This window comes from Curvibacter sp. AEP1-3 (genome assembly GCF_002163715.1).
Classification (GTDB): Bacteria; Pseudomonadota; Gammaproteobacteria; order Burkholderiales; family Burkholderiaceae_C; genus Allorhodoferax.
This window is the reverse complement of the sequence record NZ_CP015698.1, coordinates 1,457,598-1,481,566: the sequence shown is the minus strand read 5'-3', so window position 1 is coordinate 1,481,566 and position 23,969 is coordinate 1,457,598. Positions and strand designations below refer to the sequence as shown.

Annotated in this window: 20 protein-coding genes and 1 tRNA gene; 8 read left to right on the top strand and 13 right to left on the bottom strand. The window is 60.5% G+C overall.

What is annotated here, in order from left to right:
- The first annotated feature begins 234 nt into the window (after positions 1–234).
- Complete coding sequence (locus AEP_RS07070) at positions 235–1,080, top strand: hypothetical protein (RefSeq protein ID WP_087494732.1); 846 nt, start codon at positions 235–237, stop codon at positions 1,078–1,080.
- Positions 1,081–1,126: 46 nt separating this feature from the next.
- Here the strand turns inward: AEP_RS07070 and AEP_RS07065 are convergent.
- The 6 genes from AEP_RS07065 to AEP_RS07040 form a co-directional block, all read right to left on the bottom strand.
- Positions 1,127–1,202 (bottom strand) — tRNA-Thr (locus AEP_RS07065).
- Between the two features lie 35 nt (positions 1,203–1,237).
- Positions 1,238–2,269, bottom strand: coding sequence for a class 1 fructose-bisphosphatase (locus AEP_RS07060; RefSeq protein ID WP_087494731.1), 1,032 nt, complete (start codon positions 2,267–2,269; stop codon positions 1,238–1,240).
- Between the two features lie 24 nt (positions 2,270–2,293).
- On the bottom strand, positions 2,294–4,996 hold the full coding sequence (gene pepN, locus AEP_RS07055; protein ID WP_087494730.1) for an aminopeptidase N: 2,703 nt from the start codon (positions 4,994–4,996) through the stop codon (positions 2,294–2,296).
- Positions 4,980–5,651 (bottom strand): HAD family hydrolase, encoded by a 672-nt coding sequence (locus AEP_RS07050; protein ID WP_257789659.1) that lies wholly within the window; start codon positions 5,649–5,651, stop codon positions 4,980–4,982. The genes pepN and AEP_RS07050 overlap by 17 nt, the downstream gene beginning before the upstream one ends.
- A gap of 98 nt (positions 5,652–5,749) precedes the next feature.
- A protein-coding gene (gene prfB / locus AEP_RS07045) for a peptide chain release factor 2 (protein WP_157673072.1) occupies positions 5,750–6,854 on the bottom strand; the annotation gives its coding sequence in 2 pieces (ribosomal slippage) (positions 5,750–6,772 and positions 6,774–6,854; 1,104 coding nt in all).
- A gap of 52 nt (positions 6,855–6,906) precedes the next feature.
- Entirely contained in the window at positions 6,907–7,992 is a 1,086-nt protein-coding gene (locus tag AEP_RS07040) for an ABC transporter ATP-binding protein (RefSeq protein WP_087494728.1), read from the bottom strand.
- A gap of 153 nt (positions 7,993–8,145) precedes the next feature.
- Between AEP_RS07040 and AEP_RS07035 the strand changes: the two genes are divergently transcribed.
- Positions 8,146–9,726 carry an ABC transporter permease gene (locus AEP_RS07035; RefSeq protein ID WP_087497228.1) on the top strand — a complete coding sequence of 527 codons (1,581 nt, stop codon included), beginning with the start codon at positions 8,146–8,148 and terminating at the stop codon, positions 9,724–9,726.
- 43 nt (positions 9,727–9,769) lie between these two features.
- Here the strand turns inward: AEP_RS07035 and AEP_RS07030 are convergent, their stop codons facing one another.
- The gene (locus AEP_RS07030; RefSeq protein WP_087494727.1) at positions 9,770–10,822 is read right to left on the bottom strand and encodes an extracellular solute-binding protein; all 1,053 of its coding nucleotides are present in this window, start codon (positions 10,820–10,822) and stop codon (positions 9,770–9,772) included.
- Positions 10,823–10,898: 76 nt separating this feature from the next.
- A complete protein-coding gene (locus AEP_RS07025; RefSeq protein ID WP_087494726.1) occupies positions 10,899–11,801 on the bottom strand; it encodes an alpha/beta fold hydrolase in 903 nt (300 codons plus the stop codon).
- 35 nt (positions 11,802–11,836) lie between these two features.
- On the opposite strand from AEP_RS07025, the gene AEP_RS07020 reads away from it, so the two are divergent.
- Positions 11,837–13,633 carry an acyl-CoA synthetase gene (locus AEP_RS07020; RefSeq protein ID WP_087494725.1) on the top strand — a complete coding sequence of 599 codons (1,797 nt, stop codon included), beginning with the start codon at positions 11,837–11,839 and terminating at the stop codon, positions 13,631–13,633.
- On the opposite strand, the gene AEP_RS21275 is transcribed toward AEP_RS07020, so the two are convergent.
- Positions 13,630–15,393 (bottom strand): methyl-accepting chemotaxis protein, encoded by a 1,764-nt coding sequence (locus AEP_RS21275; RefSeq protein WP_087494724.1) that lies wholly within the window; start codon positions 15,391–15,393, stop codon positions 13,630–13,632. The two genes, AEP_RS07020 and AEP_RS21275, sit on opposite strands and share 4 nt — an antisense overlap.
- A gap of 173 nt (positions 15,394–15,566) precedes the next feature.
- Here AEP_RS21275 and AEP_RS07010 point away from each other — a divergent pair, with 173 nt between their 5' ends.
- From AEP_RS07010 to plsY, 3 genes are read left to right on the top strand one after another with little or no spacing between them, the layout of a single operon-like run.
- Positions 15,567–16,634: an aldo/keto reductase gene (locus AEP_RS07010; RefSeq protein ID WP_087494723.1), complete on the top strand. Its 1,068-nt coding sequence runs from the start codon at positions 15,567–15,569 to the stop codon at positions 16,632–16,634.
- 38 nt (positions 16,635–16,672) lie between these two features.
- The gene (locus AEP_RS07005; protein ID WP_087494722.1) at positions 16,673–17,164 is read left to right on the top strand and encodes an aminoacyl-tRNA deacylase; all 492 of its coding nucleotides are present in this window, start codon (positions 16,673–16,675) and stop codon (positions 17,162–17,164) included.
- A gap of 14 nt (positions 17,165–17,178) precedes the next feature.
- A complete protein-coding gene (plsY, locus tag AEP_RS07000) occupies positions 17,179–17,820 on the top strand; it encodes a glycerol-3-phosphate 1-O-acyltransferase PlsY (RefSeq protein WP_087494721.1) in 642 nt (213 codons plus the stop codon).
- Between the two features lie 23 nt (positions 17,821–17,843).
- Here the strand turns inward: plsY and AEP_RS06995 are convergent, their stop codons facing one another.
- From AEP_RS06995 to AEP_RS06985, 3 genes are read right to left on the bottom strand one after another with little or no spacing between them, the layout of a single operon-like run.
- Entirely contained in the window at positions 17,844–18,803 is a 960-nt protein-coding gene (locus AEP_RS06995; RefSeq protein WP_087494720.1) for an HD-GYP domain-containing protein, read from the bottom strand.
- Between the two features lie 7 nt (positions 18,804–18,810).
- Positions 18,811–19,455: a retropepsin-like aspartic protease family protein gene (locus AEP_RS06990; protein WP_087494719.1), complete on the bottom strand. Its 645-nt coding sequence runs from the start codon at positions 19,453–19,455 to the stop codon at positions 18,811–18,813.
- The gene (locus AEP_RS06985) at positions 19,455–19,940 is read right to left on the bottom strand and encodes a YajQ family cyclic di-GMP-binding protein (protein WP_087494718.1); all 486 of its coding nucleotides are present in this window, start codon (positions 19,938–19,940) and stop codon (positions 19,455–19,457) included. Before AEP_RS06985 ends, AEP_RS06990 begins: the two co-directional genes overlap by 1 nt.
- Positions 19,941–19,977: 37 nt before the next feature.
- Here AEP_RS06985 and murB point away from each other — a divergent pair, with 37 nt between their 5' ends.
- Both murB and AEP_RS06975 read left to right on the top strand, forming a co-directional pair.
- A complete protein-coding gene (gene murB, locus AEP_RS06980; protein ID WP_087494717.1) occupies positions 19,978–21,048 on the top strand; it encodes a UDP-N-acetylmuramate dehydrogenase in 1,071 nt (356 codons plus the stop codon).
- A gap of 45 nt (positions 21,049–21,093) precedes the next feature.
- Positions 21,094–22,059 carry a complex I NDUFA9 subunit family protein gene (locus AEP_RS06975; RefSeq protein WP_087494716.1) on the top strand — a complete coding sequence of 322 codons (966 nt, stop codon included), beginning with the start codon at positions 21,094–21,096 and terminating at the stop codon, positions 22,057–22,059.
- Here AEP_RS06975 and AEP_RS06970 read toward each other — a convergent pair.
- Complete coding sequence (locus AEP_RS06970; RefSeq protein ID WP_087494715.1) at positions 22,036–23,964, bottom strand: ATP-binding protein; 1,929 nt, start codon at positions 23,962–23,964, stop codon at positions 22,036–22,038. The genes AEP_RS06975 and AEP_RS06970 overlap by 24 nt on opposite strands.
- Positions 23,965–23,969: the final 5 nt, after the last annotated feature.

The following is a 23,969-nucleotide window of genomic DNA, read 5'->3' as shown; positions in this document are numbered from 1 at the left end:
TGCGATATTTTCATGCTCCGACCATGAAATAAACAGGCTTTCCATTGCGGTCATTTGCCTGTTTTGAAGACTGATCATTCTCTTTGCATGAAAGCAATGTGGCTGTGACGCTATCGGCAAGCCACATGATGTTCCTGAGAGCTCGAGTGAACGCCTCTCAAGATCGGGTAAATTCCTTGCAGAGCCAGGCACTGGCCGATCTGTCGTTGGCAACAACTACACAGGAGACATATTTTGAGAGCCAACTTTCTGGCAGTTTCGGTTTTTGCGTGCGCAGTGTTTGCACAGGGACAAGTTGCCCATTCCAGGGAATTGTTTGACGATGACAAGCCGCCTACCTTTTCTGCAGGCCAATCCATCTACGGTGATGACACCATAGGCAACTACCAGCTCTACGCTGGAAATGGCTATTGGCAATTTGAAGACGCCTCCATTTCCTGGTCAGGTGGACGCGCGGACAGTATTCCCATGGGTGTTTTGCGACTGACACGATGGGAAGGAGATGAGATCGTTGCAGCCCAAACGGTGATTGCCAATCTAAGGGCAAGTAACGGAGCATTCTGGTCAGGCGCGCCATGTGAGGGCGACTACCTGCATACCCGTAAGCGGGGGCGAGGACGCTATGACGATTGCATGGCGATCGGTGTGAACACCATATCAGTGGGCGCCAAGCAGGAAACATTTTTGAACGTGACCACGGTGCAATCGAATTCCGGTGGACGCTATTACAGCGCGACCGTTTTCTTCAATGTGTCCTATTTGGGTTTCCAGTCCTCGAATGCCGCAGATTGGACCGCCCAGACCATCAAGACCGACTCCGAAAAGGCCAGCGTATTTGCCAAACTGATGAATTGGGCCGAGAGATACCAAGATGCAGCTGCGGCCCAGATTGACTATCGCAAACCTGCAGACACCTTCGCTGCGGTGCCCAAGTTGAAAGATGTGCGTTCTGACAAGGCACAAATGGAAACCACCAAGCCGAGGGTGCCCTTGGTGAACGGGCGCTCTGCATCCTATGTGTTTTGTGAAGCCACGAAGCGCATGGAACTCGAAGGGACAAACGCCTGCCCTGGCATGTAAGCAAAGAAAAAGCCTCTTGTCGTGAGACAAGAGGCTTTGGTTTTTGTGGTGCCGCTTGACGGAATCGAACTGTCGACCTTCTCCTTACGAAGGAGCTGCTCTACCGACTGAGCTAAAGCGGCGTGCCGAGCCGAACATCAATTCGGCTAGGACTCTTTTAGGTTGTGTGCTCAGCGTGGTAACGGACCAAGCGTTCCACCTCGTTCTTCGAACCTAGCACCACGCTCACGCGCTGGTGCAATTGGGTGGGCTGGATGTCCAGAATGCGCTCGGTGCCGGTAGAGGCTGCTCCGCCGGCCTGCTCGATCAGCCAACCCATGGGGTTGGCTTCATACATCAGGCGCAGCTTGCCGGGCTTGCCGGGTTCGCGCTTGTCCCAGGGGTACATAAAGACACCGCCACGGGTCAGGATGCGGTGCACATCGGCGACCATGCTGGCAATCCAACGCATGTTGAAGTCTTTGCCGCGCGGGCCTTCCTTGCCTTCCAGGCATTCGTCGATGTAGCGCTTCACCGGGGGAGCCCAGTGGCGCATATTGCTCATGTTGACGGCGAATTCCTGGGTGTCTTCCGGCACGCGGACGTTTTCCTGGGTCAGCACAAAAGAGCCTTGCTCCCGGTCCAGGGTGAACATGGCCACGCCTTCGCCCACTGTCAGCGCCAGCGTGGTCTGGGGGCCGTAAATGCAGTAACCAGCGGCGACCTGCTGGTGGCCGGCTTGCAGGAAGTCCTGCTCGCTCACGGCCGGGCCTTCGGGTTGCTTGAGCAGCACACTGAAGATGGTGCCGATGCTGACGTTCACATCGATGTTGCTCGACCCGTCCAGCGGGTCGAACATCAACAGGTATTCACCCTGCGGGTAGCGGTTGGGAACGGTGTAAATGCCTTCCATTTCCTCACTGGCCATGGCCGCCAGGTGGCCGCCCCATTCATTGGCTTCGATCAGTACTTCGTTGGCAATGATGTCCAGCTTTTTCTGGATTTCACCTTGCACGTTTTCGCTCTCCGCTGCGCCCAAAACCCCACCCAGGGCGCCCTTGGTCACAGCCAGGCTGATGCTTTTGCAAGCACGTGCCACCACTTCCAGCAGCAGGCGCAACTGCGGCGGAATGGTGCCCTGGCCGCCTGCGTCCTGGCTGCCGCGCTGCTTCTCAATGAGATAGCGCGTGAGCGAAATGCGTTGTGTCATGTGTAGTCCCTAGGTTTTTGAAAATCAGTCAGCCAGCGCGCGGTCTACGACTTCGCGCACGTCATTGCTCAAGTCGGTCTTGGCGGCCACGCGAGCCAGCGCTTCACGCGCAGCGCTGCGGTAGGGCTCGGCCAGTTTCTTCCAGCGGTCCAGCGCGCGCGCCAGTCGGGCGGCGACTTGCGGGTTGATGGCATCCAGCTCGATCACCCGGTCGGCCCAGAACACATAACCGGCGGCATCCGCGCGGTGGAAACCACCGGGGTTGGCACTGCAGAAGCTGAAGATCACGCTGCGGGCGCGGTTGGGGTTCTTGAGATTGAAGTCCGGGTGGGCCAGGAGCTGGCGCACAGCGGGCAGCACCTGGCCACCGCGGTCGCTCGTGCCTGCCTGCAGGGCAAACCACTTGTCCAGCACCAGGGCCTCGTCCTTGAACAAGGCGTGGAATCGTGCGAGTGCGTTGGCAGCCAGTGCGTGGCCGCTGTTCACCAGCGCCTGCAGGGCGTTGAAACGGTCGGTCATGTTGCCGGCGTCCTTGAAGCGCTGCAGCGTCTTGCCGGGCCAGATCTCGTCGCCGCTGTGCGTGGCTGCGAGGCACAGGAAGTTGAGCGCCATGCCGGCAAGGGCACGGCGGCCGCTGGAGACGGGGTCGGGGCGGTAGCCACCGTTGTTCTCGTGCACGGCAAAGGCCCATTCCCAGTCGGCGTGCAAGGCGGTGGCCAGTTGCATGCGCATGGTTTCGCGCACCGCGTGAATGCGCTGCGGGTCCACCACGTCCAACTGCTCGGCGATGTAAGTTTCGGATGGCAGTGTCAGCACCAGTTCCTTGAACGCAGCATCCAGCGTGGGGTGACGCAGCACGGCACGCATGGCACCAATGTAAGCATCATTCAGCGGCTTGGCGCCCGTGGAATCTGCGGGAGAAGCTATGGAATTGATAGCGCTTCGCAGGGCCAGGCGTTGACCGGCTTCCCAGCGGTTGAACGGGTCCGGGTCATTGGCCAGCAGGGCCAGCAACTGGGCGTCGGTGTAGTCAAAGTCCAGCACCACCGGTGCGGAGAAACCGCGCAGGATGGAGGGCACAGGCTCTTCCGCCACGTTCTGGAAGGTGATGCTCTGGGCGGCTTCAGTCAGCACAAACAGGTGGCTGTCGCCCACGGTCTGGCCGTCCAGCGTCAAGGGCAGGGCAGCGCCGCTGGCAGCACCCACCAGACCCAGGCTCACCGGAATGACCAAGGGCTCTTTGACCGGCTGGCCCGGCGTGGCTGCGCAGCTCTGGCTGAAGTGCAGGGTGTAGGTCTGGGCCGCAGCGTCGTACTCGCCGCGGGCTGCTACGCGGGGCGTGCCGGCCTGGCTGTACCAGCGCTTGAACTGGGGCAGCAGCTTTTCCAACGGGGAGTGTGGGTTGGCTTCGGCGATGGATTGCGCGAAGTCGTCGCAGGTCACGGCCTGGCCGTCAAAGCGCTCGAAATACAGCTTCATGCCGCGCTCAAAGCCTTTGCGGCTGGTGAGCGTTTGCATCATGCGCACGACCTCGGCACCCTTTTCGTAAATGGTGACGGTGTAGAAGTTGTTGATCTCGATGTAGCTGTCAGGCCGCACCGGGTGGGCCATGGGGCCCGCGTCTTCAGGGAACTGGGCGGTGCGAAGCACGCGCACGTCTTCAATGCGTTTGACCGCACGGGCGCTGGGCTCGGCGCACAAGTCCTGGCTGAATTCCTGGTCACGGAACACGGTCAGGCCTTCTTTGAGGCTCAGCTGGAACCAGTCGCGGCAGGTAATGCGGTTGCCGGTCCAGTTGTGGAAGTACTCATGCCCCACCACGCTTTCGATGTTGGCGTAGTCCACATCGGTCGCCGTGGCTTGATTCGCCAACACGTATTTGGTGTTGAAAATGTTCAGGCCCTTGTTCTCCATGGCACCCATGTTGAAGTCGCTGGTGGCCACGATCATGAAGCGCTCCAGGTCCAGCGGCAGGCCGAAGCGTGCTTCGTCCCACGCCACGCTGGCCATCAGGCTGTTCATGGCGTGTTCGGTCTTGTCCAGATCGCCGGGGCGCACAAATACTTGCAGCAAGTGGTCTTTACCCGCGCGACTGGTGATGCGCTGCTCGCGCGCCACCAGTTGGCCGGCCACCAGCGCAAACAGGTAGCTGGGCTTTTTGTGCGGGTCTACCCACTTGGCAAAGTGGCGGCCGTCTTCCAAGTCGCCACTGTCCACCAGGTTGCCGTTAGACAGAAGCACCGGGTACTTGGCTTTGTCGGCACGCAGGGTGACGGTGTACATTGCCATCACATCCGGGCGGTCCAGGAAGTAGGTGATGCGGCGGAAGCCCTCGGCTTCGCACTGGGTGAAGAAGGAGTCGTTGCTCACATACAAGCCCATGAGCTTGGTGTTCTTCACCGGCACGCAGGTCGTGAAAATCTCCAATGCAAATGGCTCGTTGCCTTCAGGCAGATTTTCCAGCACCAGCTGGTTGCCATCCATCTTGAAGCTGGTGCCCTGGCCGTTGACAAGCACACGCGCCAGGTTCAGCTCCTCGCCGTCCAGACGCAGCGGCTGGGGCTGTACATCGGGGTTGCGGCGCAAGGTCATCTTGTTGAGCACGCGGGTCTTGGAGGGGTCCAGGTCAAAGCTGAGATCGACGGTGTCGATCCAGAATGCGGGGGCGGAATAGTCGCCGCGGTGAATCACGGCGGCAGGGCCCGAGGCCTCACGAAGATGCAACATGGTGGGTCTCCAAAAAACGGGATGCGATCAAGGCGTTGTAATCAGGAACGATGGCCAGCACGTGCGGGCCCCTCAGTTCATCAGGGTGGTGGCTGCTGGCAATGCCTACGGCGCGCATGCCCGCTCGGCGGGCCGCTTCGATGCCCAGCGGCGCGTCTTCAAACACGATGCAGCGCGCAGGCTCCACGCCCATTCGGCGTGCAGCTTCCAGAAAAATGGCCGGCTCCGGTTTACCCGGCAGACCTTCATCGCCACCCACGGTGGTGAGGGGCGCAATTGGCATCTGCAGGTGCTGGTAGGCAAAGGCCTGGTTATGGCGGTCGCCCGCCGTACCTACCCCCAGCTTGAGGCCGCGGCCATATGCCAGGTTGAAAAACGCTTTGAACCCCGCTACTTCCGCAAAGATGGGCGAGAAGATTTCGCGGTACACCGCTTCTTTCTCATGCACATGAGCCATAGCGGTGGCCTCGTCCATCTCCGGGTGGTCAAACAAGTCGCGCATGCACTCAATGCCAGTGCGGCCGGTCGTGCGGCGCATCAGGTCATCAATGTCCACCTGCAACTGTTTGCGGCGCGCAAACTCCACCCAGCTGTGTTTGTGCGAGGGCATGGAGTCGATCATGGTGCCGTCCATGTCGAAGATAAATGCCCCCACGCTCCCCACTGCGTGAGGTTCGCTGCCCCCTAAGGGGGCTAATTTTCCTTGGGGCGGCCCTGCGGAAAATTGCGCTTGCGTGTGAAAAGGGGCGCTCATCAAATACCTTGCTTCAACGACGCCTGGATGAACACATCCAAGTCACCGTCCAGCACCTTCTGGGTGGCAGACACTTCCACGTTGGTGCGCAAGTCCTTGATGCGGCTGTTGTCCAGCACATAAGAGCGGATCTGGTGGCCCCAGCCCACGTCGGTCTTGGTGTCTTCCAGCTTTTGCTGTTCTTCCTGGCGCTTGCGCAACTCGAAGTCGTACAAGCGGCTGCGCAGGCGCTTCCAGGCTACGTCCCGGTTGCTGTGTTGGCTGCGTCCGTCCTGGCACTGCACCACGATGCCTGTAGGGATGTGCGTCAAGCGGACCGCAGAGTCAGTCTTGTTGATGTGCTGACCACCGGCGCCGGATGCGCGGAAAGTGTCGGTACGCACATCGGCGGGGTTGATATCGATCTCGATCGAGTCGTCAATTTCCGGATACACAAACACCGACGCAAACGAGGTGTGGCGGCCGCCTGAGCTGTCGAACGGGCTCTTGCGCACCAGTCGGTGCACACCGGTTTCGGTGCGCAGGTGGCCAAAGGCGTATTCACCGTCGATCTTGATGGTGGCGCTCTTGATGCCGGCGGTATCACCATCGGTCAGGTCTTCCACATTGGCGGTAAAGCCTTTGCGTTCCGCGTACTTAAGGTACTGGCGCAGCAACATGCTGGCCCAGTCGCATGCCTCGGTGCCACCAGCGCCGGCCTGGATATCCAGGAAGCAGGGCAGGGGGTCGGCCGGGTTGTTGAACATGCGGCGGAACTCCAGACCCTCCACGATTTCGGTGAGCTTGGCGGTTTCCGTTTCGATGGTGAGCAGGCTCTCCTCGTCGCCTTCTTCTTTGCTCATCTCGTACAACTCGGTGTTGTCAGAGAGGTTGCTGGTCAGGTCGTTCAGGGTGACGACCACGCCATCGAGCATCTTTTTTTCTTTGCCCAGTTCCTGGGCTTTCTTGGGGTCGTTCCAGACCGAAGGATCTTCTAGCGATGCATTGACGGTGCGCAGGCGCTCGGCTTTGGCATCGTAGTCAAAGATACCCCCTGAGTTCCTGGGTCCTGCTTGTCAGGTCTGCCAGGGTGGTGCCGATGAGGTTGATGCGTTCTGCTTCCATGATGCGGGTCCTGCTTGCTGTGTATATGGTTAACCCGCTATTTTAGTTGCCATCACCCCGGTGGGCTTTCGCTGGCAAAGGTGACGACGTGGTCCACCTCCGGCCGGATGCCAATCCACTCGCCGATGCGGTGGTCGTGGTGGCTGGGCACATGGGCCATGACCAGCTCGCCGGTGCGCAGTTCCAGGGTGTATAGAAACTCGTTGCCGCGGAAGGCCTTGCTGACGATCCGGGCCTGCACCTCCGCCGTATCGTCGTGCACGATGTCATCCGCCCGCAGCAGGATGTCGCAAGGGCCAAGGCTCAGCCGGTCCTGCTCGTGCTGGTGGATTCCGTGCAGTTCGCCCAAGGGCGTGACCACGTGTTTGTGAGTGATGCCGTGTTCCTCGTGCAACTCGACCCGGGCGGAGGTGAAAACGCCGTGGCCGATGAAGTCGGCCACAAAGCGCGTCGCCGGCCGGTGGTAGAGCGTGTAAGCATCGGCCCATTGGTGTAGGCGCCCCTGGTGCATCACGCCGATGAGGTCTCCGATGGCAAAGGCCTCTAATTGATCATGGGTGACAAACAGCGCCGTGGCGCCAGCGGCCTTGAGAATGGTGCGCAACTCCTGGGCCAGGCGCTCGCGCAGGTCCACGTCCAGGTTGGAGAACGGTTCGTCCAGCAACAGCAATTGGGGCTGCGGTGCCAAGGCCCGCGCCAGCGCTACCCGTTGTTGCTGGCCCCCTGACAGCTCATGGGGGTAACGCGCGGCGTGTTCTTCCAACCCGACCAAGCGCAGCACCTCCTGCACCCGCTCCCGCCGTTGCGCCACAGGCAGTGCGTGGATGCCGAAAGCAATGTTTTTGCTCACATCCATATGCGGGAACAGAGCGTAATCTTGAAACACCATGCCCATCTGGCGGCGCTCGGGCGGCAAAGCCTTTCCATTGCCACTGACCGTGACGCCACCGAGCGAAATCCGGCCGGCGTGCGTGGTCTCCAGGCCGGCAATTGCGCGTAGCAACGTGGTCTTGCCGCAGCCCGAAGGGCCGATCAGTACACCGATTTCCCCGGCGCGCAGGCCAAAGCTCACACTGTCCACCGCAAGGGGCTGGGATGGGCGGTAGCGCACGCTGAGGTCTTGGAGTTCGAGGTACATGGGGAAAATTGTAGATACTTACAATTCTCATTCAGAGCCGCAGGGTCCCTCCGGGCTGTTCATCTCTTCGATTGCCCGTTTGTGCTTGCTCTTTTTCCCGACAAACTGACCTTTGCTTTGCGTGCGGTGCCAGCCAAGCTGGCCTTGCTCCTGATGGGGGCACTGGTATCCCTACCGGTGCTGGCGCTGGTGGCCGCGGTGCTGCAGTGGGATGCGGTCGCGCTGGGACTTTTGCGTGAGATGGCCGCCACGGTGCTGCCCGACTATGCGGGTACGACGCTGTTCCTGTGCGTCGCGGTAGCACTCGGTGTGGGTGTGGTCGGAACGGCCAGCGCCTGTGCCGTGACCTTGTTTGACTTCCGGGGGCGCCGCCTTTGGGAATGGGCCTTGCTATTGCCTCTAGCCATGCCTGCATACGTCGTGGCGTATGCCTACACTGACTTTCTGCAGTTCAGTGGCCCGGCCCAAACCTGGATGCGAGACACCTTCGGGCTGGAAGGGCGCTTGTTCCCCGAAGTGCGCAGCCTTGGAGGCGCAGCCCTTGTTTTCGTTTTTACCCTTTATCCCTATGTGTATCTGCTCGTGCGGGTAGCCCTGCTGGAGCGCGCTGCACACCTGATGGATGCGGCCCGCCTGATGGGCGCATCCCTCGGGCGCCGGGTGACACACGTAGCCATTCCGCTCGCGCGGCCCGCCATCATGGCGGGTGTCGCACTGGCACTGATGGAAACACTGGCGGACTACGGGGTCTCCAGCTACTTCGGCATTCAGACCTTTACCGCAGGCATCTACAAGGCCTGGCTGGTACTGGACAGCCGGATTGCGGCGGCCCAGTTAGCCACGGCCTTGCTGGTGCTGATGGCTCTATTGCTGCGCCTGGAACTGCACGCCCGCCGTAACCTGCGCTATGCCAATGCCAAGGGACGCAGGGTTGCGGCGCAACCGGTCGCTTTGCAAGGCGGTCGCGCACTGCTGGCCACGCTGGTGTGTGGCCTGCCCGTACTGTTCGGCTTTGTTTTTCCGGTCGTGTTTATGTTGCGCCCCTTGTGGCAAGCCTGGGGGCTGGAAGACAGCCCTCTGCCCTGGAGCAGCTTTGTGGGCTGGAGCTTCAATAGCTTCAAGCTTGCCGCGTTGACCGCAGTGCTGGCCAGTGCACTGGCGCTCGCGTTGGCGTTTGCTGCAAGGCGTACGCCGACCCGCTTGACCCGCACCGTGGTCAGCCTGGCCGGCATGGGCTATGCCGTGCCGGGTGCAGTCATCGTCGTGGGCCTGCTGATTCCGGTGGCTTGGCTACAGGCTGTACGGCCGGACTGGCAGGTGGGTTTCTGGATCAGCACCACCGTGATCGGCGTTGTCTGGGCCTATCTGGTGCGCTTTACTGCGGTGGCCTTGCACACCGTCCAGAGTGGCTACAACCAACTGCCGGCCACTCTGGACGAAACGGCCCGCATGCTGGGCGTGACCGGCTGGAGCCTGTGGTGGCGTGTGCACCGGCCCTTGCTGGTGCGCAGCAGCCTGGTGGCCGGGTTGCTGGTGTTTGTGGATGTGATGAAAGAGCTGCCAGCCACCTTGGTGCTGCGGCCCTTTGATCACGACACCCTGGCCGTGGTGGCCTTTCAGCTGGCGAAAGACGAGCGCTTGGGTGAAGCGGCGTTACCGGCCTTGGTGCTGGTGCTGGTGGGCCTGATCCCGGTGATTTTTTTGAGTCGTACGCTCAATAAAAAAGCGGCCTGACCGCATTGCGCAGTCAAGCCGCCTGAGCGAAGTGCTTTGAAGCTTATTTGTAGCCCACGCGGTCCAGCATCTGCTGCACTTTGACCTGGTTCATGCCCACGATGCTCACGAGAATGGTTTCCGCCTTGAAGTTGCCACCGCTCATGCTTTCCAGTGCCGGGTTGCTGATCTTGATGCCCTTGGCGACCGGCCATTCGTTGTTGCCGTTGGCGAAGTACTCCTGTGCCTGGGGACTGGCCAGAAACTCGAGGAACTGCTGGGCGTAGGCCAGGTTCTTGGAGTTTTTCGCCATGGCGCCACCGGCAATGTTCACATGGGTGCCCCAGCTGCTTTGGTTGGGGAATACCACGCCGACCTTGTCCATCACCGCACGGTCTTCCGGCTTGTCACTGCGCATCAGGCGGGCGAGGTAGTAGGTGTTGGTCAACGCAACGCCGCATTCGCCGGAGGCTGTTGCCTTGATCTGGTCGGTATCGCCACCCACGGGATTGCGGGCCATGTTGCTGACCAGGCCCTTGAGCCAGGTTTCAGTGGCGGCGCTGCCTAGGTGCTCGCTCATGGCGCCGAACAAGCTCAGGTTGTAGGGGTGTGAGCCGGAGCGGGTGCACAGCAAGCCCTTGTTTTTGGGGTCTGCCAGCTCTTCGTAGGTGTCCACATTCTCTTTGGACACGCGGGCCTTGTTGTACACAATGACGCGAGCACGGGTACTGAATCCATACCAATAAGTGCCTTCAGCACTGGTCTTGCCGCGCAACTGGGCAGGAATGGCGGTATCCAGCACCTTGGACTTCACGGGGGCAAACAAGCCGTCCACCTCGGCACGCCACAGGCGCGAAGCATCCACCAGCAGGATCACGTCGGCGGGAGACGCAGTGCCTTCGGCTTTCAGGCGCTGCAGAATGCCCGCATCATCCGCATCCACGCGCTTGATCTGGATGCCCGTGGCCTGGGTGAATGCGGAGTAGAGCTGCACGTCACCGGGGTAGTGGCGGGCGGAATACACATTGAGCGCCTTGTCTTGTGCCTGGATGGCGGGTGAGCAAACGCCGAGAACGGCAGCGGCAAGCGCAAGGCGGCGGACAGAAAGCTTATTCATGTGGATGAAGCGAGGTAGTTGCGAATCAAAATGAGAGACGTTCTCATTTTAGGAGTCGCAATTCAGCCCCACAAAATCAACGGATAAAACGCTCGATCAACGCCGCAAGAACTTCAGGTTGGTCGTGGTGCATCATGTGGCCGGCGTCCTCGATGCGGGCGATTTCCACCTGCGGCACCACCTTCAGGCGCTCATGGTATTCGGCCAGGGTGAACTTGCCTTTCCACCACATTTCCAGGCTGTTGTCGGAGGCCTCCACGGCCAGCACCGGCATGCTCAGGCGCTGGTAAATGGCCAGCACTTCTTCCACGCGATACAGCTGTGCATTGGTGACCTTGTGGGCCGCATCGCCCAGGATGGACCAGCTGCCATCGGCGTTTTCAGCGGCCCAATGGCGGGCCAGCCAAGCGGCTTTGTCGGCCCCCAAGCGCGGGTTGGTTTTCATGAGGCGGCGGGCTACCCCGTCTGCGCTGTCATACGCCTTGAGCTCCATATCGCCTGCATGCAGCTTTTTGAGTTCATCCATCCAGGTGGCAAAGCGGCCGGGTGCTTGGGCAGGAATGGTGGCCGGCATGCCGAAGCCTTCCAGGTTCACCAGCCGGCGTATGCGCTGGGGCCGCACGCCGCCGTAGAGCATGACTACATTGCCACCCATGCTGTGGCCCACCAGGTTCACTGGTTGGTCAGGGGCGTAATGGTCGAGCAGAAAGTCCAAGTCGGCTAGGTAGTCGGGCACCCAATAGTTGTCCGTTTTCGGCACTTTGGTTTTGCCGTAGCCCCGCCAGTCGGGGGCAATGATGTAGTGGTCCTCGCTGAAGGCATCCACCACAAACTGGTAGCTCGCAGCCACGTCCATCCAGCCGTGCACCATCACCAAGGGCGTTTTATCCGGGCCGGGCTCTCCCCACACTTGCACGTGGTAATCCAGGTTGCGGATGGGAACGAATTCGCTGCGAAAGGGGCGTCGGGCTTGGTACATTGTGCAAATCATAAGGACAGAAGAGGAGACAAGGCATGGCCGTCAGTCAAGGCAGAGACACATCCAGCAAGTCACAACTACCTGCAGGCTACGCAGCCTTGCACAGCCAATTCCGCTGGGAGATGCCGCAGCACTTCAACATGGCTCAGGTGTGCAGCCGGCGCTGGGCAGAGCTGCCGGATGCTACAAAAAGAGTAGCTGTCCACGCATATTCCTCGGGAGCTAGCGATACTTTTTATACTTATTCGCAACTGCAGGAGCAGGCAAGCCGGCTTTCCAACGCGCTGGTGAAGCTGGGCGTTCAGCGCGGCGATCGTGTAGGCATCGTGCTGCCGCAACGGTTTGAGACCGCAGTGGCCTACATGGCGGTGCTGCAACTGGGGGCAGTGGCCATGCCCCTGTCCATGTTGTTCGGGCCGGAGGCGCTGGAGTTCCGCTTGCAAGATAGCGAAGCGGTCGTCGCCATTTGCGATGCCGGCTCGTTGCCGGCGCTGACCAGTGTGCGCCAGACTTGCCCGCAGTTGCGCGCGGTGCTGGGCGTAGGCTTGCAGGAAGCAGATGCCGCCTTGCTGACCGGGCCCCAAGACGCCCGCTTTGAGGCTGTTTTGCAGGCACAGCCCGCCGTGTTTGAGCTGGTGAACACCTTGGCTGAAGAGCCCGCTGTGCTGATTTACACCAGCGGCACCACCGGTAACCCCAAGGGGGCGCTCATTCCCCACCGCGCGCTCATCGGCAACCTGAGTGGTTTTGTGGCTAGCCAGAACTGGTTTGGCTTCGACGGCAAAAAGAACCGCAGCTCCAAGGCCGTGTTCTGGTCGCCGGCCGACTGGGCCTGGACAGGCGGGTTGATGGATGCCTTGCTGCCCACGTTGTACTTCGGCCGCCCCATCGTGGCCTACAACGGACGCTTCAGCCCGCAAACGGCATTGGAGCTGATGCGCGACTGTGGTGTGACACACACCTTCCTGTTTCCCACTGCCCTCAAAGCCATGATGAAGGCCTACCCGGGAGCCAAGGGCAAGACGGTGCGCCTACAGTTCAAGCTTCAGCTAGACGCCATCATGAGCGCGGGGGAGGCCGTGGGCGACGCCGTGTTCGGCTATTGCGAGCAGCAGCTGGGCGTCATACCGAACGAGATGTTCGGCCAGACTGAAATGAACTACATCGTCGGCAACTCCAGCCGCCACTGGCCTGCCAAGGGGGGCAGCATGGGCATGGGTTACCCCGGCCACCGCGTGGCGGTGATCGACGAGGCCGGCAATGAATGCCCCGTAGGTGTGCCCGGTGACGTGGCACTTCACCGGTTCGATGTGCACGGCCAACCCGACCCTATCTTTTTTTTGGGCTACTGGAAAAACCAGAAAGCCACCGAGGCCAAGTTCACCGGCGATTGGTGCCGTACCGGTGACCTCGCAGTGCGCGATGCCGAAGGCTATCTCTGGTACCAGGGCCGGAGTGATGATGTATTCAAGGCCGCGGGCTACCGCATCGGCCCCGGCGAGATTGAGAACTGTCTGGTCAAACACCCTGCTGTCATCAACGCCGCCGTGGTGCCCAAGCCCGACCCAGAGCGGGGTGCGCTGGTCAAAGCTTTTGTGGTCATTGCTCCTGATTTCATAGCTGCTTGCGCAGAAGATACGGGGGCCAAGGCTCGATTACATGCCCAACTGACCAAGGACCTGCAAACGCACGTCAAAGGCCAGTTGGCGCCCTATGAGTACCCCAAGGAAATCGAGTTTGTAGACGCATTGCCAATGACCACCACCGGCAAAGTGCAGCGCCGCGTGCTGCGTCTGCAAGAGGAGGCACGCGCGAAGGCGCTTGCCGCTTAGAAGGTTTCCCAGTCGTCATCCCCTCCAGCCTTGGCGGTCACTGCCTTGGCTGGGGCGGGCGCAGCGGGCCTGGGCAAGGCTTGCGCTGCTTTGGGGCTTGCGGTAGGCGTTGGTTTTGGCGCAGTTTTCGCAGGAAGTGCGCGGCGCTCTTCACCCGCAAATGGCTGCTTGGCCGACTCCGGAGCACGTACCTGTACCTTGCGCGTGCTCTGCGCGCCGTCGAGCTTGAAAATGGAAACCGTGCTCACCAACTCGGCCGATTGCGACTTCAGGCTGCTCGCGGCGGCGGCAATTTGTTCCACCAAGGCAGCGTTCTGCTGGGTGGCACGGTCCATATGCGCAACCGCCTCGCCCACCTGTGTCACGCCCAGAGACTGCTCGTTGCTGGCGGAGCTGATCTCGCCCATCATGTCGGTCACACGTCGGATGGAGGTGACCACCTCGGTCATGGTGGCTCCCGCCTCATTGACAAGGGCGGAGCCTTGTTCCACCCGCTCCACACTGGCGTTGATGAGGGACTTGATTTCCTTAGCCGCCTCAGCGCTGCGGCCAGCCAATGCGCGTACTTCGGAAGCTACCACCGCGAATCCACGGCCTTGCTCCCCCGCACGAGCAGCCTCGACGGCGGCGTTCAGGGCCAGGATATTGGTCTGAAAGGCAATGCCGTCAATCACGGCAATGATGTCCGAGATCTTGCGTGAGGAGTCATTGATCTCTTTCATGGTGTCCACCACCCGACCCACCACATCGCCGCCGCGTGCGGCCACCGTGGAGGCGCTGGACGCCAGCTGATTCGCCTGGAGTGCGTTTTCTGCGTTGTGCTTGACCTGTGCGCTCAGCTCCTCCATGGACGCAGCAGTCTCTTCCAAGGAGCTCGCTTGCTGCTCAGTACGCGCACTCAGGTCATTGTTTCCCTGGGCAATCTCTGAGCTGGCAGACTCCACACTTTCGGAACCTTGCCGCACGGTTTGCACCACTTTGGCGAGGCTCTGGCGCATGGACTCCAAGGACTGCAGCAGCACTGCTATTTCATCCCGTCCATTAGCGACGAGTGCGCGTGTCATGTCCCCGGTGGACATTTCCTGAGCTGCCTTCACTGCGTCTTCAACAGGTTTGGTGATTGCACGGGAGATCAGGATGGCGAGGGCAGCACCAATGACCAGAGCAGTTACCAATGCACCGATCACTGTGATCTTGCCGGTTTTAACTACTGCCTGGGTCTCGCTCCAAACGGTCTCACCATCCTTGGCGTTGTAGGCCGAGACGATGTCCAGTTCCTTCATGGCCGCCTCAAATGCTTTGCCCACCTGTTCCCGGAACATCTCTTCGGCCATAGTGGCGTTGTTGACACTGGACAGCTCCAGCATCTTGGCGTCTGCCGCAGCCCAGTCGGCGAAATGCTTTTGAAAGTTAGCGAGTGCTTTGGCCTCGTCCTCAGAGTCCAGTACAGCACCGGCGCGCGCAACGACTGCTTCCACCGATTTGCGGGACTCTGCGATGCGTTTTTCCTGCTCTTTCTTCACGTTTGGGTCGGATGTCAACAAATGGAGCGCCTCTGCACGCCGGATGGCGCCAAGCATGTTGTTCAAGTCAGACGTGTACTGGACGCTGGGCAGATTGTTGGTCGCAATCCGCTCCGTTTTGACCGAGAGGTTGGATAGCTGGAGCAATGCCATAACCCCCAGCAAGGTGGTCAGAGCCAGCACACTGGCAAAACCTAGCATGAGCTTGGTGCCGATCTTTAGATTTGAGAGATTCATGGATGCGAGGGCCTGCGAACTTCTTGGGCTGCAAGGGTTATAGTTTTCACGACGAACAAATGCTAGCGCGTTGCGACTTTCCGCACGCAAGGGTTATCCCTGCAACGAAGGACGATGCGTGGGATACTGCGCGCGCTGGCTTTCATCCAACCACTACTACTTCGGCATTTCTCATGAATCTTGTACCCCTTGGTCAAAGCGATCTGCGCGTAACGCCCATCTGCCTGGGCACCATGACCTTCGGTGAGCAGGTCGATGAACCCACCTCCCACGCCATCCTGAGCCGCTCGCTGGAGCGGGGCGTGAACTTCATCGATACGGCAGAGATGTACTCGGTGCCTCCGCGCGCGGAGACCTTTAACCTGACCGAAAAAATCATCGGCAATTGGCTCAAGGCCAACCCCGGTGCCCGCGAAAAGCTGGTGATCGCCACCAAAGTAGCCGGCCCCTCGCGCGGCATGCCCTGGGTGCGCAATGGCAGCAGCAACCTGACAGCAGAAGACATCGTGGCAGCTTGCGATGGCAGCCTGCAGCGCATGAATATCGACGTCATCGATCTGTATCAGATCCATTGGCCGGTGCGCCATGTGCCCATGTTCGGCGGCATGTACTACAACCCCGCCAACGAAAATGTGGGCGGTAGCGCCATCGAAGAGCAGTTGCGCGCCATGGATACTTTGGTCAAGGCCGGCAAGGTGCGCGCTATCGGTCTGTCGAACGAAACTTCGTATGGGGTGCATGAGTTTGTGCGCCTGGCAGAGCAGCATGGCCTGCCCCGCATTGCCACCGTGCAGAACAACTATGGCCTGCTCGCCCGCACGGCTGAGAACGGTCTGGACGAAACCATGCACCGTCTGGGCGTGTCTCTGTTGCCTTACTCGCCCTTGGCGTTTGGCCTGTTGACCGGCAAATACGACAACGAAGGCCTGCTGGGCGAGAACGTGTCGCCCGATGTGCGCCTGCGCAAGTTCGAGTCCACCCGCAAGCAGCGCTGGGGTCGCCCTGATGCCCTGAAAGCCGCGCGCAAATACAACGCCTTGGCCCGCGAATACGGCTTCACACCCAGCCAGATGGCCTTGGCCTTCTGCTACACCAAGTGGCAAGTAGCCAGCACCATCATCGGTGTGCGCACCCTGGAGCAACTCGATGAAAACATCGACGCTTGGGGCACGGTGCTACCTGAAGAGCTGCTCAAAAAGATCGACGAAGTCCGCTGGGAAATCCGCGATCCGGCGGTGTAACGCGATCAGAGGCGCGAGGCGTATGAAAATACGCCCCTATGGCCAAAAAAGACCACGTCTCTGAAACCCCTGCCACCCAGCTGCTCAAAGCGAACAAGGTGGCGTTCACCGAGCACCCCTACGAATATCTGGAGCATGGCGGCGCTCAGCACAGCGCGGCGGTGCTGGGGTTTGACCCGTTTACGGTCGTCAAAACCCTGATCATGCAAGACCAGGACGCCAAGCCCCTGGTGGTGCTGATGCACGGCAACCGCAAGGTGTCTACCAAAAATCTGGCGCGGCAGATTGGCGTCAAATCGGTCGAGCCCTGTGCCCCGGAAGTTGCCAACAAGCACAGCGGCTACTTCGTCGGCGGCACCTCCCCTTTCGGCACCCGCAAAACCATGCCGGTGTTTATTGAGTCCACCATTCTGGAGTTGCCCCGCATCTGCATCAACGGTGGCCGGCGTGGTTATCTGGTAGGCATTGACCCCCAAGTCTGCGTGCAACTGCTGGGCGCCAAGCCTGTACAGTGCGCGCTGGAAGAGTGATTGGAGAACCTGTTTTGAATCCTGTTTTGTACCCTTTGTTGGCCACGGTAGCCTCTTACCTGATCGGCTCTTTGTCGTTTGCCGTCATCGTCAGCCGTGTGATGGGGCTGAACGACCCGCGCACCTACGGCAGCAAAAACCCCGGCGCCACCAATGTGCTGCGCTCCGGCTCCAAGGCAGCTGCAGTTGTTACGCTGCTGCTCGATGCTGTCAAAGGCTGGTTGCCGGTGGCTGCCATTCAGTGGTGGGGCCAACCTTATGGCCTAGGCGAGGGCACCATGGCCCTGGCAGGTTTTGCGGCCTTCATCGGCCATTTGTATCCGGTGTTCTTCAGGTTTGTAGGTGGCAAAGGTGTGGCGACTGCACTGGGTGTGTTGGTCGCCACCAGCGGCTGGCTGGCGCTGGCGACAGGCCTCACTTGGCTCATCGTGGCCTATGCTTTTCGCTATTCGTCTTTGGCGTCTTTGGTGGCGGCTTTGTTTGCGCCTGCGTATTACGCCTTCGGCGATGGCGTGGCGTGGGTAACGGACCGCAACCTATTGCTCTCCACTGCAGTGATGTCCATCTTTCTGATTTGGCGCCACTCGGAAAACATCTCCCGCCTGGTCAAAGGCACAGAGTCCAAACTGGGCAAGAAGAAAGAAGCGGCCAAGTAAGCCGCCGCAGCCGAGAGGCAGGTTCAGGCCATGCTCAGGGCTTGGCTACCCAGCTGCAGCAGAAAGAAGTGGTTGAGCGGCGTGCGCACCGCCACCGAAGGCAGGGCAGAACGGATGCGCGGTGGAGTGTCACCCGTGGCATGCAGGCGAGGGTTGTTGTGAAACTCGCCGTTTGCCTTGCCGATGATCACCACAAAAGGCTGATTGGCCTTGATGCTGCGCCGGACGACCACTGCCAGCTCGTCGTTGTCCAGCCGTACATAGGTTCCGGGCGGGCACAAGCCCACAGCACGCACAAGCGCCTGGCCGATTTCGTCAACCCCTGCAGTGGCACGTGCCATCACCGAACGGGCTGATTCAATGGCGCTGCGGCCGGTACGGGAGGCCCGTGGGGAGATCATCGCCGCATACCGGTCCACCACTTTCAAGATACGCGTCAGGCGCAGTGTGCCGTTGGCGTTCTCCGGGGTGTCGCGGTCTACGGCATCGTCGTGATGGCTGGAGACAATGTCCAGCCAGTCATCATCTGCAACACCCAAATTGGCCAGCATCATGGCGCCTTTGATGGGATGGGCACGAATGGCATCCTGCTGAACTTGGTTGGGGCGCTCCGTTTGAGTCGCCAACTGGTCTTGCAGTGCAGTCATGGCCACGTTCATCGTGAGCGCAGCATGCACCAGGCTGTTGCGCTCTTTGAGCGGCAACCGCAGTTCACCAGCTACCAGGTGGCACAGCACTGCGCATACCAGCGCGTGAGATGCGCTGTAGCCCACGGGCGAATTGCTTGCCAGCTGGAACAAGAGGTAGAGGCCCACATCTGGGTCCCGTTGCAACAGGCCTTGCATCCACCGGTCGTATTGCAGCACGCGGTGCGCAAACTGCTGAGTGGTGCCGGGGCTGCCCAGAATCACGCCAAGGCCAGACTCCAGGTCCGACCACTGGCCTAGCAAATCTTCGTAAGCGTTCTCGTCCTGCACGTCCATGCTGTCGTTAAAAGCGTCGTTCCAGCACCATCTGGTCGTTGGTACGGTTCATTTGGAAGCGGCTCAGGAAACTGTTGCCCAACAAAACATAGGGCATGGAGACCGGTGAAATCACGGCGTCCACTCCACCTACCAGCACATCACCCAATCGAACGTTATCCAGCGTCATGCGCCAGCCTTGCACCACACCATTGGCCGTACTCATTTGCACGCGATCGCCATTCTGGTATTTCAAACCTATGCGCTCTGCCTCCGCCACGCCCAGAGACACAGCGGTTGCTCCCGTGTCCACCATAAAGCGGACCACACGGCCATTGATCTGGCCTTCACTGGTGAAGTGACCTCCGGGGCCCGCAGTCAACACGACGCGGGAACCGCTGGACTGTTGTCCCGCATTGCTACCCACGCTGGCCGGCGCATCTCCCACCCGCAGCGACATCCGCTTGCCGGCAACTTCGACGACCACCGAGTCACCCTGAATGGAGACTACCTTCACACCCTGGTGCGTGGCACCAATAGCCACGCTTTTGGGGAAACCGCCGTCCACAATCAGCAGCGCCTTGTCGCCCAGCGTTCCATTAATGGCTACCGTCTGGCCCCATACAGTGGGGGCCAGAAGCAGGGCGAACAGAAAGCGGGCGGCGGTGCGCATCAGTCGCGGAAGTTATTGAAATCCAGGGGGACGTCCGTAATCTCTTTGCGCAAGAGTGCCATGGTGGCTTGCAGGTCATCGCGCTTGGCGCCTGTGACACGCACTTTTTCTTCCTGGATGGCCGCTTGCACCTTGATCTTGCTGTCTTTGACTAGGCGCTGGATTTTCTTGGCCAGTTCGGACTCAATGCCGTTGCGTACCTTCACCACTTTTTTGACCTTGTCGCCGCCGATTTTTTGCAAATCGCCGAACTCAAGGAAGCGCACATCCACGCTTTGCTTGGTGAGCTTGTTGCGCAGTACGTCGGCAATCTGCTCTAACTGGAAGTCGGCATCACCGATCATGGTGATTTCCTTGTCCTTGATTTCAATACTGGCAGAGGTGCCCTTGAAATCAAAGCGGGTGCCGATTTCTTTGGCAGTGTTTTCTACGCCGTTCTTGACCTTGACCAAGTCGGCTTCGCATACGGTATCAAATGAGGGCATGGGCTCGCTCTAAAAAATGCAATGAGACAATCTGGGAATGGTAGTCGAGAAAAACATTCCCCTGCAGGCGTTTAACACGTTCCGTATCGTCGCCAAGGCCCATGCCCTGGCCCGAATCACCCACGAACAGGACGTCCGGGACCTGTTGGCCGACCCCGAATGGGCCGCCACGCCCAAGTTTGTGCTGGGCGGTGGCAGCAATATCGTGCTGACAGGCGACGTGAAGCCTTTGGTGCTCAAGGTCGAGGTGCCGGGCCTCAAAGTCGTGAGCGAAACCTCTAAAGCGGTGATTGTGGAAGCCGGCGCCGGCGAAAACTGGCACGACTTCGTGACCTGGACGCTGGACCAGAACCTGCCCGGCATGGAAAACATGGCCCTGATTCCCGGCACGGTGGGCGCCTCGCCAGTGCAAAACGTGGGCGCCTATGGCGTGGAGCTGCAAGACCGCTTTGACTCGCTGGACGCCATCGACCTGCAAACCGGCCAGGTCTTCACCCTGAATGCCGCGCAATGCGCCTTTGGTTACCGTGACTCGGTGTTCAAGCACGCGAGCAGCGGGGAAATGGACATGCACCAACCCTTGGGCCTGAAAGACCGCGCTTTGATTCTGCGTGTGCGCTTTGCCTTACCCAAGGTGTGGAAGCCGGTGCTGGGCTACGCAGATATCGAGCGCAAGATGGCCGAACATGGCGTGACCGAGCCCACCCCGCGCCAGATTTATGACTGGGTGTGCGAAGTGCGGCGCGCCAAGTTGCCGGACCCGGCCGTCATCGGCAATGCCGGCAGTTTTTTCAAAAACCCGACCGTCACCGCCGAGCAGTGCGAAGACATCATCGCCCGCGACCCCAAGGTCGTGCACTACCGGCTGGACAACGGCTCAGTCAAGCTGGCCGCTGGCTGGCTCATCGACTCCTGTGGCTGGAAAGGCAAAACCGTAGGCCAGGCCGGCGTTTATGAAAAGCAGGCGCTGGTGCTGGTGAACCGTGGTGCCGGGGTGGACGGCAACGGTGCCACCGGCGGCGAAGTGATGACCCTGGCCAAGGCCATACAGACTAGCGTGTACGAACGTTTCGGCATCCTGCTGGAACCCGAGCCGGTGGTCATCTAAACCCCTGCCTTGCAGTCAGAAGCCTGAAGGGGCTACCCTGTCTGCATGAAAAACATATTTGTTCTCGGTGGCACTGGCTTTGTCGGGCGCCACGTGGTCCAGAAACTGGTCAAGCAGGGCTACACCGTCACGGTAGTTACACGGCGCGCCGTCAACGCGCGTGAGCTGCAAACCCTGCCCACGGTCACGGTTGCCGAGCTCAATGTCCATGAGCCCGTGGCCTTGCAGCAGGCGCTGGCCGGGCACGACGCGGTGGTGAATCTGGTCGCCATCCTCCACGGCACCGAGGCCGCATTTCAAAAAGTGCATGTGGACCTGCCCGCCAAGCTGGCCCATGCTGCGGTGGCTGCCGGTGTGCCGCATGTAGTGCATGTCAGCGCGCTTGGTGCCAACCCCCAGCAGCCGGACGCAGCGCCGTCGCGCTACTTGCGCAGCAAATCCCGCGGTGAGCTGGCCCTGAGCCATCCGGCTCTGGCCGTTTCGGTGTTGCGCCCCAGCGTCATCTTCGGGGCGGAAGACAAGTTTTTGAACATGTTTGCCAAGCTGCAGCAAGCGTTCCCCTTCATGCCGCTCGCAGGTGCCCATGCGCGCTTTCAGCCAGTGTGGGTGGAAGACGTGGCCACCGCCGTAGTGCGCTTGGTGCAGGCACGTGCAGCGGCAGGGGCTACTGGTGTGTGGGAGGCTTGCGGTCCGCAGGTCTACACCCTGGGCGCGCTGGTGCACGGCGCAGGGGTATGGGCCGGCATTGCCGAAGGGCGTGGCCGCCCGGTGATTCCGCTGCCCGAGTGGGCAGGTCGATTGCAGGCCGCCTTGATGCAGCTCGCCCCCGGCGAGCCGCTCATGAGCGGCGATAACCTCGATTCGATGAAGGTGGACAACGTGGCCAGTGGCTCAGAGGCGGGGCTGATCGACTTGGGCATTCAAGCCGCAGCGCTGGAGCCCATTGCCATGGACTACCTGCAGCGCGGCCTGCCCGGCCACGGCTTGTTAGGCCTGCGCCGCCGCACCTGAAGGTGCTGCATTTGCAGCAGCCAGGCACTTTTGCATTGCTGCTTGCAGCTGGCCGATTTGCACCGGCTTGGTCACAAAGTCGTTCACGCCGGCGGCCAGCGCCTGCTCTTTGGCGTCATTCATGACATCTGCCGTCAGCACGATGATGGGCACCTGCGCAATCGGGCCCGCCATCCCGCGAATGGTGCGGGTCGCGGTCAGCCCGTCCATGATGGGCATGTGCACGTCCATCAGCACCAGGTCAAACATTTCGCGCTCGGCCGCTTCTACCGCCAGTTGACCGTTCTCGCAGAAGGTGGCTTTGCAGCCCATCTTGTCCAACAAAATGCCCACAAACTTGCGGTTCACCGGGTGGTCTTCTGCCACCAGCACGCGCAGCGCGTTCAAAGGCGGCGGTGCATCGGTCGCTGGTGCGCTCGCCTCGCTTGCAGACGCATCGGTGGGCGCGGCCACTGGCGCAGGCTTGGCGAACGATTGAATGTTCACCGGCGCTGCGGCCGCAGGCGGGGCAGGGCAGGTGGTAAAGGGCAGATGCAGGGTGAACACCGAGCCCTTGCCCAGCGTGCTTTCCACTTCAATCGCACCGCCCATCATGCGGGCCAGGGTTTGCGAAATCTCCAATCCTAGGCCAGTGCCGCCAAACTTGCGGGCCAGCCCACCGTCCACCTGGTAAAAGCGCTGGAACAGGCGGGATAACACATGGTCATCCATGCCGATGCCGGTGTCTTCCACCAAAAAGGCCAAGCCGGTGTTGCCATCGGTACGGGGGCGGGAGACGATGGTCAGCGTCACGCCACCGTGGTCGGTGAACTTCAGCGCGTTGTTTACTAGGTTGAACAAAATCTGCTTCAGGCGGGTGGCGTCCGCCAGCACCCAGACCGGCAGCTCTGCTTGCACCACGATGGAGAACTTCAGCTGCTTTTCCACCGCCAGCGGGTGCATCAGCGCGTTTACCTCGTTCAACAGGGCTGGCAGCTGCACCGGCTCGGGGTTCAGCGTCATCTTGCCGGACTCGAGGGCTGACACATCCAATATGTCGTTCAATAGCGTCAGCAAGTGGTTGGCCGAGCCTTTGGCAGTCTTGATGTAGTCGGTTTGCGCGGTGGTGAGGGGCGTGCTCTCCAACAGGCTCATCATGCCCAGCATGCCGTTGAAGGGGGTGCGCAGCTCGTGGCTCATGTTGGCCAGGAACTGGCTCTTGCCCCGGTTGGCGGCTTCAGCGCGGAAGTGTGCCTCCCGCAGCTCGTGGGTCAGGTCTTCCAGGGCCTGACGTTCTTGCTCCTGGCGGCGTTGGCGCAATGCCAAAGCGCCCGCTGCCATCAACAGAAACACCAGCTGCGCCAGCGTGAGGCGGATGATCTGGTTGTTCTGCTCCAGCATGGTCTTGTCCTGGCTCTCCAGCAGGGCGGCAATCTCCGAGGTGGCTGCCAAGCTCAGGGCTTGTACATCCACTCCTACCGTATTGAATTCCTTGAGTAAATCGGCAAGGTCTTTTTTGTTCAAGGGGGTTGCCGCCATGACGCGGTCCGCCTGTTGCACCACCTCCTCCACATGGGGCATGGCCTTTTTGTACTCAGCCCGGTGGGTAATCAGGTCTGTGGTCGGGTTGTCGCGCAGCAGGCTCAGGCGGCTCAAAAACAGGTCATAGCGCAAGGTCAGGTTGTCAGCGTCTGGGGCTCCAGGGCGGATGACATTGGCCTCCAGCGTCTGGCGGAAGCGCAAAAACTCCCGCTCAAACTGGAATACCAGCGCCGTGATGGAGTCTGCCCCCAGGTCGTTGGCCCGCTCGATAGCCCGCTTCTGGGTGATCTGCAAGGCCAGCAAAATGGCCATGGCCACCGCCAGCACGCCGGTGCCCACGGCGAGCCAAAGCAGATAGCGCTTGTTTTTGCTGGAGCCGTTCAATGGAA

Coding starts and splice junctions, on each gene's coding strand:
- AEP_RS07040 (WP_087494728.1), bottom strand. CDS start 7,992: ATGTACCTCGAACTCCAAGACCTCAGCGTGCGCTACCGCCCATCCCAG.
- AEP_RS21275 (WP_087494724.1), bottom strand. CDS start 15,393: ATGAATCTCTCAAATCTAAAGATCGGCACCAAGCTCATGCTAGGTTTT.
- AEP_RS06990 (WP_087494719.1), bottom strand. CDS start 19,455: ATGCGCACCGCCGCCCGCTTTCTGTTCGCCCTGCTTCTGGCCCCCACT.
- AEP_RS07010 (WP_087494723.1), top strand. CDS start 15,567: ATGAATCTTGTACCCCTTGGTCAAAGCGATCTGCGCGTAACGCCCATC.
- AEP_RS07030 (WP_087494727.1), bottom strand. CDS start 10,822: ATGAATAAGCTTTCTGTCCGCCGCCTTGCGCTTGCCGCTGCCGTTCTC.
- AEP_RS07025 (WP_087494726.1), bottom strand. CDS start 11,801: ATGTACCAAGCCCGACGCCCCTTTCGCAGCGAATTCGTTCCCATCCGC.
- AEP_RS07005 (WP_087494722.1), top strand. CDS start 16,673: ATGGCCAAAAAAGACCACGTCTCTGAAACCCCTGCCACCCAGCTGCTC.
- AEP_RS07035 (WP_087497228.1), top strand. CDS start 8,146: ATGGGGGCACTGGTATCCCTACCGGTGCTGGCGCTGGTGGCCGCGGTG.
- pepN (WP_087494730.1), bottom strand. CDS start 4,996: ATGTTGCATCTTCGTGAGGCCTCGGGCCCTGCCGCCGTGATTCACCGC.
- AEP_RS07060 (WP_087494731.1), bottom strand. CDS start 2,269: ATGACACAACGCATTTCGCTCACGCGCTATCTCATTGAGAAGCAGCGC.
- AEP_RS06995 (WP_087494720.1), bottom strand. CDS start 18,803: ATGGACGTGCAGGACGAGAACGCTTACGAAGATTTGCTAGGCCAGTGG.
- AEP_RS07020 (WP_087494725.1), top strand. CDS start 11,837: ATGGCCGTCAGTCAAGGCAGAGACACATCCAGCAAGTCACAACTACCT.
- AEP_RS06975 (WP_087494716.1), top strand. CDS start 21,094: ATGAAAAACATATTTGTTCTCGGTGGCACTGGCTTTGTCGGGCGCCAC.
- AEP_RS06985 (WP_087494718.1), bottom strand. CDS start 19,940: ATGCCCTCATTTGATACCGTATGCGAAGCCGACTTGGTCAAGGTCAAG.
- murB (WP_087494717.1), top strand. CDS start 19,978: ATGGTAGTCGAGAAAAACATTCCCCTGCAGGCGTTTAACACGTTCCGT.